Raw genomic sequence first — 6244 nt, 5'->3', positions numbered from 1 at the left:
AACCTCATCGGCCACAGCGTGGCCAACGTGGAAAGCGGCTCCAAGCTGGTGGACGAGGCCGGCCGCAACATGGGCGACATCGTGATGCAGGTCAAGCGCGTGAGCGACCTCATCAACGAGATCAGCGCCGCCAGCCACGAGCAGAGCCAGGGCATCAACCAGGTGGGCGAAGCCGTGGAGCAGCTCGACCAGGTGACGCAGCAGAACGCGGCGCTGGTGGAAGAAAGCGCCGCGGCCGCCGAGAGCCTGCGCCAGCAGGCCTCGCGGCTGGCCGAGGTGGTGGGCGCCTTCCGGCTGGACCACCGCGCCGTGGCCGTGCAGCAGTCCATGGGCTTCACGCCCGTGCAGCCGGTGAGCGCCCTCGCGTCGGCGCCCGCGGCCAAGCCGCTGCCCCCGGCCGGCGCCCGCCGCCTGGCCGCCAAGCCGGCCAACCCGGCTTACGCGCCGCCGGCCCCGTCCGCCCCGGCCCCGCACCTGCAGAGCAGCGCGGGCAAGGACGACGACGAATGGACCAGCTTCTGAGGCGCTGAGCCCCAGCCGGCGGCCGTCCATGGGGCGGCCGCCTGTCCGGCGGCCCGCCTCAACCCGCCGCGTACTCCTCGCGCGCCAGCTCGCGCATGAAGGCCGGGCGCAGCCACAGGCGTGGCGCGGCGCCGGCTTGGGCCAGCACCACGGCGTTCTGGCCGAACTCCTCCATCAGCCGCTGCAGCAGCAGCGGCGGCGCGTCCAGCACGGCCAGCAGCGGCTCCGCCGGGCGCGCGCCGCCGTCGCGGGCGCGGCCCTCGGCCTCCACGAAGCTCAAACCCTCGGCCTGCAGCCGCGCGCGCAGCTCGCCCTGGCGGCGGGCGTTCTCCTGCGGCTCCAGCATGTCGCTGTGCGGGTTGCAGGCCGTCAGCAGCGCCAGGCAGCGCGCGCCGTGCCCGCCCAGGAAAGCGTCCAGCGCGGCGTTGCGCTCGCCCGGGTGCAGCGGCTGCGCCAGCCCCGCGACGAAGTAATCCGTGCCCGCGTAGCCGCTGAGCAGGTGGTCGGCGTCGGCGGGGGCCAGGGCGTCGGCCTCGGCCGCGAGGCCCGCACCCTCGTCGTCCGGCTCGGCCTCGCCGGGGTAGGCGTCGGCATGCGAGAGCACGCAGGCCGGCGAGTGAAGAGAGGCCTCGTCCAGCGCGGGCGGACAGGCGAGCGGCACGGCCGATGGGCGCTTGCCGGCGGAAAGGCGGGAGCGGAGCTTGGGCTTCATGCACCGCGACGGAGCAAGCGGCGGGCGCACGGCGGCGCCCACTCATGGGGACGGCGCGGCGGCCGGGCCGGGCCGGCTTACTCGGCCGCGCGCCGCAGCGTCTGCACCACCGGCCGCCTGAGCACGCCTCTCAAACCCCACCAGCCCGCGGCCAGCGCCAGCAGCGCGCCGGCCGCCGTGCCGGCCAGCGGCACCGTCCAGGAACCGCTCCAGGCGAAGTCGAACGCGTACTTCGCCAACGCCCAGCCCACGGCCACCGCCGCGATGGAGGCCAGAAAGCCCGCCAGCGCCCCCACGCCCAACAGCTCCGCGCGCTGCACGCGCTGCAGCAGCGCGCGGCCCGCGCCCAACGCGCGCATCACGGCGTACTCGCGCTCGCGCGCCTCGCGCGTGGCCGTGACGGCGGCGAACAGCACCACCAGCCCGGCGGCCAGGGTGAAGCCGAAGAGGAACTCCACGGCGCGTATCACCTGGTCCAGCACCGCCTGCACCTGGCCCAGCGAGGCCGAGACGTCGATGCTGGTGACGTTGGGAAATTCGCGCACCAGCCGGTTGTCGAAGCCCGGCACGGCCGGCGCGCGGAAGGCGGAGATGTAGGTGGCGGGCACCTCGTCCATGCGCTCGCGCGGGAACATGACGAAGAAGTTCACCCGCATGGAGCCCCAGTCCACCTTGCGCAGGCTGGTGATGCGCGCCTCGTGCGGCTGGCCGGCCACGTCAAAGCGCAGCCGGTCGCCCAGCTTCAGGCCCAGCGTGTTGGCCAGACCCTCCTCCACGCTCACGGCGTCCGGCTCGTTGGGCGTCCACTGCCCGCCGGCGAGCTGGTTGTGGCGCGGCATCTGCGCGTCGAAGCTCAAGTTGAACTCGCGCTCGGCCAGGCGCTGCGCGCGCTCCTCGCTCCACTCCTCGCCCTTGATGCTGCGGCCGTTGATGGCCACCAGCCGGCCGCGGAACATGGGATACCAGTCGTAGCCCTGCACGCCCGCCCCGTCCAGCAACTGCCTGAACGGCTGCGCCTGGTCGGGCTGCAGGTTGATGACGAAGCGGTTGGGCGCATCCGGCGGCGTGGCCTGGCGCCAGCTGTTGATGAGGTCCGTGCGCAGCAGCACCAGCAGCACCAGCGCCAGCAGCCCAACGGCCAGGGCCGACACCTGCAGCACCGCAAAGCCCGGGCGCGCCGCCACCTGCCGAGTGGCCAGCACCAGCCAGCGCGGCGCGCGCCGGGCGCGCGGCACGGCCCGGCGCAGGGCGACCACGGCGCCCCAGGCGCACAGGGCAAAGAGCGCCACCGCAACGGCGAAGCCGCCCACGGCGATCAGCCCCATCTTCAGATCCGACGCCGCGGCCACCAGCAGCCCGGCAAAGCCCAGGGCGCCCGCGGCCAGCACTGCCACCGAAGCGGCCTTCAACTGGCCGACGTCGCGCCGGATGACGCGCAGCGCCGGCACGCGGGCGAGTTGCAGCACCGGCGGCAAGCCAAAGCCCAGCAGCAGCGTGAGGCCCACGCCCAAGCCGAAGGCCGCGGGCATCCAGCCCGGCGCCGGCAGCGAGGTTTCCACCAGCGAGCCCAGCAGCAGGACGAACACGAAGTGGACGGCCCAGCCGGCGGCCACGCCCAGCGCGCTGGCCAGCACGCCCACGGCACCGAACTCCAGCACGTAGGCCGAGGCGATGGCGCGCTGCGGCAGCCCAAGCACGCGCAGCAGCGCGCAGTCGTCCAGGTGGCGTTGGGCGAAGTCGCGCGCGGCGATGGCCACCGCCACCGCGGCCAGCAGCGCCGCCAGCAGCGCCACGAGGTTCAGGAACTTGTTGGCGCGGTCCAGCGTCTGGCGCATCTCCGGGCGGCCCGTCTCCAGCGACTCCACGCGCACGCCGCGCAGCTCGCCCTTGCGGATCTCGTCCTGCGCCCAATCGATGAAGCGGCGCACGGCCGCGCCGCCCTCGCCGGTGGCCGCCACGGCCAGGCGGTAGGTGACGCGGCTGGCCGGCTGGATCAGGTTCGTCGCCGCCAGGTCGGATTCCCTCACCATCACCCGCGGGGCGAAGCTCAGGAAGCCGGCGCCGCGGTCGGGCTCCAGCGCGATCACGCGGGCGATGCGCAATGTGGCGTCGCCCAACAGCAGCTCATCGCCCACGCGCAACTGCAGCGCGTCCAGCACGGCGGCGTCCACCCAGGCCGTGCCGGGCTCGGGGATGGCTTCGGCCGCGCGCGCCGGGCCATCCGGCGACTCGCGCACGCTGACCTGGCCGCGCAGCGGGTAGCCCTCGGCCACGCCTTTGACGGCCACCAGCCGCGTGGCGCCGCCCTGCGCCTGCGGCGCCAGCGCCATGCTGGGAAAGGCAGCGTGGCGCGTGACGCGCAGGCCCAGCGCGCGCGCCTGGTTCTCGAACGCGGCGGGCAGCGGCTGGTCGGCCGCCACCAGCGCGTCGCCGCCCAACAGCGCCCCGGCGTCGCGCGCCAGGCCCGCGTTGAGCCGGTTGGCAAAGAAGCCCACGGCGGTGAGCGCCGCCACGGCCAGCAGCACGGCCACCACCAGCAGCCGCAGCTCGCCCGCGCGCAGGTCGCGCCAGGTCTGGCGCCACGCGAGCTTCACGATGGACGGCGACAGCGGCCGGCCGGCGGCGGCGGGCCGCGGCGGGACGGCGGCGGTCGGGGAGGACGGGGCGTCGGTGCTCATGGCCGGGGACGATACCCGAGGCTTGTCAAGCGCCTGAACGCCGGGTGCAAACCCCTGCAACGCCACCGTGGCGGCGCGCTGCTTCAATGGGCGGCATGGACACCCTGCCCGCCCTTCCCGCCCTGTTCCTCTCCCACGGCTCGCCCATGATCGCGCTGGAGCCCGGCGCGGCCGGCGCCTTCATGCAGCGCCTGGGCCCGGCGATCGACGCCACCTTCGGCCGCCCGCGCGCCATCCTGGCCGTCTCGGCCCACACGCTCACGCGCGAGCCCGTGCTGCTGGCCGCCGAGCGCCACGCCGCGGTGCCGGACTTCGGCGGCTTCCCGCAGGCGCTGTACGAAATGCGCTACGACGCGCCGGGCGCGCCCGCGCTGGCGCAAGAGGTGAAGGCGCTGCTGGCGGCGTCCGGCGTCACCGCCCACGCGCTGGGCGAAGGCGGACTGGACCACGGCATCTGGACGCCGCTGCGCTACCTCTACCCGCAGGCCGACGTGCCCGTGCTGCCGCTGGCCTGGATGCCCATGGCCCCGCCGGCGCAGCAGTTCGCGATGGGCCAGGCGCTGGCCCGGCTGCGGGAAAGCGGCGTGCTGGTGATGGGCAGCGGCTCCATCACGCACAACCTGCGCCTGCTCTCCACCTTCACCGGCCGCGCTCCCATGGACGCGCCGGAGAAGCCGGAAAGCTTGGCCTTCCGCCAATGGTTCGCCGAGCGCGCGGCGGCGCGCGACTGGGAGGCCCTGTTCGACTACCGCGCCCAAGCGCCGCATGCGGCGCTGATGCACCCGACCGACGAGCACCTGCTGCCCTGGTACGTGACCGCCGGCGCGGGCGGGCGCGACGTGGCGCCGCTGCGGCTGCACCAGAGCCATACCTATGGCGCGCTGGGGATGGACGCGTATGGGTTTGGCGAGGAGGCGCAGCGGCTGCGGGAGGCCCTGGCGGCGCAGTGAGCAGGATGACTGGCTGCTATTGGCATCTCGTGATGCCCAGCGGCTCTGCCCCCTGATTCGTCATTCCCGCGAAGGCGGGAATCCAGGCAGCCCCACGCCAAAGCGTAGAGGTGGCGTAGGACCACCGCGATGTTGCACTTCGGTGTGCCGGCCCACGGACTGACGGCCGACTTGGGGACCGCCTGGATTCCCGCCTTCGCGGGAATGACGACTCGGGGGACGCTGCGGTCCAGCTTCCGGCCAACGCCTGAACGAAGCCGCCTCAAAACGCATACCTCACCGCACACCCCGGCAGCCCCTCTTCCAGCAGCGCCTTGAAGATGGCCACCATCCGCCCCTTGGTGCCGCTGCGGTAGCGCACGTTGTCCGCGCCGTTCTCGCTGCGCTTGGTCTCCTGCAGCCGCGGCACCCACAGGATCTCCTCGGCCTTGGGATGCCAGCCGAGGTTGACCTCGTGCAGGGCCTCGTTGTGGGTCAGGAAAATCACCTCGGCGGCGATCTGCGCGCGGGCCCGCGGCGACAGCGCATCGGCCACCTGCGCGAACAGCTCGGCGTAGTCCGCGCGCCAGCCCTCGTGGACGATCACCGGGCTGAAGTTGAGGTGCACCTCGTAGCCCGCGTCCACGAAATCGTTGATGGCCGCGATGCGCTCGGCCACCGGCGAGGTGCGCACGTCCACCAGCCTGGCCGTGCGCTGGGGCATGAGCGAGAAGCGGATGCGCGTCTTGCCCTGCGGGTCGTAGTCCAGCAGCTCGCGGTTGACGTACTTGGTGGCGAAGGAACCCTTGGCGTTGGGAATGCGGCGGTACAGGGCCACGAGGTCGCGCACGTTGTCCGACACCAGCGCGTCGGCCGAGAGGTCGCCGTTCTCGCCCAGGTCGTAGACCCAGTACACCGGATCGACCTGGTTGGGCTCCGGCTTGGGCCCCAGCCTGGCCGCGTGGCGCTGCAGCGCGTCGCACACCTGCTCGATGTTGACGAAGACGGTGACCGGGTTGGCGTAGCCCTTGCGCCGGGGCACGTAGCAATAGGCGCAGGCCATGGCGCAGCCGTTGGAGGTGCCGGGGGCGATCCAGTCCGCGCTGCGGCCGTTGTGGCGGCACGCGAGCGACTTGCGCACGCCCAGCACCAGCACGTCGCGCTTGGTGCGCAGCCATTCGCCGACCAAGCCCTCGTTGCCGTGCAGGCCGGGGATGTTCCAGTGCGAGGGCACCTCGATCCGCTGCGCGTCGGGAAAGCGCGCGAGGATGTCCCGGCCGCGGGCGTAGTCCTCCACGGCCGGCTCCATGTAGATGGTCTGGATGCGCAGCAGCGAGGCGGCGCGGGGCGCAGCGGCGTGGGAGGGGGCGGCCAGGGTGTCCATGCCGCGGCGCGGCAAGAGG

At 73.6% G+C, this 6244-nt stretch carries 5 protein-coding genes; 2 read left to right on the top strand and 3 right to left on the bottom strand.

Translation table 11 applies throughout. The annotated features are described in order from the left end of the window. Nucleotides 1-522, top strand: a 522-nt coding sequence (locus tag ALA01S_RS22010; protein WP_238455889.1) for a methyl-accepting chemotaxis protein, incomplete at its 5' end; no start/stop codon positions are given. A gap of 58 nt (nt 523-580) precedes the next feature. On the opposite strand, the gene ALA01S_RS22005 is transcribed toward ALA01S_RS22010, so the two are convergent. Together ALA01S_RS22005 and ALA01S_RS22000 are read right to left on the bottom strand one after the other, a co-directional pair. Further along, the gene (locus ALA01S_RS22005; protein ID WP_066341072.1) at nt 581-1234 is read right to left on the bottom strand and encodes a DUF3293 domain-containing protein; all 654 of its coding nucleotides are present in this window, start codon (nt 1232-1234) and stop codon (nt 581-583) included. A gap of 77 nt (nt 1235-1311) precedes the next feature. Then, the gene (locus ALA01S_RS22000) at nt 1312-3912 is read right to left on the bottom strand and encodes an ABC transporter permease (protein WP_084267808.1); all 2601 of its coding nucleotides are present in this window, start codon (nt 3910-3912) and stop codon (nt 1312-1314) included. A 95-nt stretch (nt 3913-4007) separates the two neighbouring features. Here ALA01S_RS22000 and ALA01S_RS21995 point away from each other — a divergent pair, with 95 nt between their 5' ends. Beyond that, complete coding sequence (locus tag ALA01S_RS21995; protein ID WP_307189692.1) at nt 4008-4862, top strand: dioxygenase family protein; 855 nt, start codon at nt 4008-4010, stop codon at nt 4860-4862. Nucleotides 4863-5124: 262 nt separating this feature from the next. On the opposite strand, the gene ALA01S_RS21990 is transcribed toward ALA01S_RS21995, so the two are convergent. Next, nucleotides 5125-6225: a spore photoproduct lyase family protein gene (locus ALA01S_RS21990; protein WP_066341083.1), complete on the bottom strand. Its 1101-nt coding sequence runs from the start codon at nt 6223-6225 to the stop codon at nt 5125-5127. Nucleotides 6226-6244: the final 19 nt, after the last annotated feature.

Source organism: Azohydromonas lata NBRC 102462, from assembly GCF_001571085.1.
Lineage (GTDB): Bacteria > Pseudomonadota > Gammaproteobacteria > Burkholderiales > Burkholderiaceae_C > Azohydromonas > Azohydromonas lata.
The sequence above is the reverse complement of the archived record's forward strand: the minus strand, read 5'-3'. Positions and strand labels throughout refer to the sequence as shown.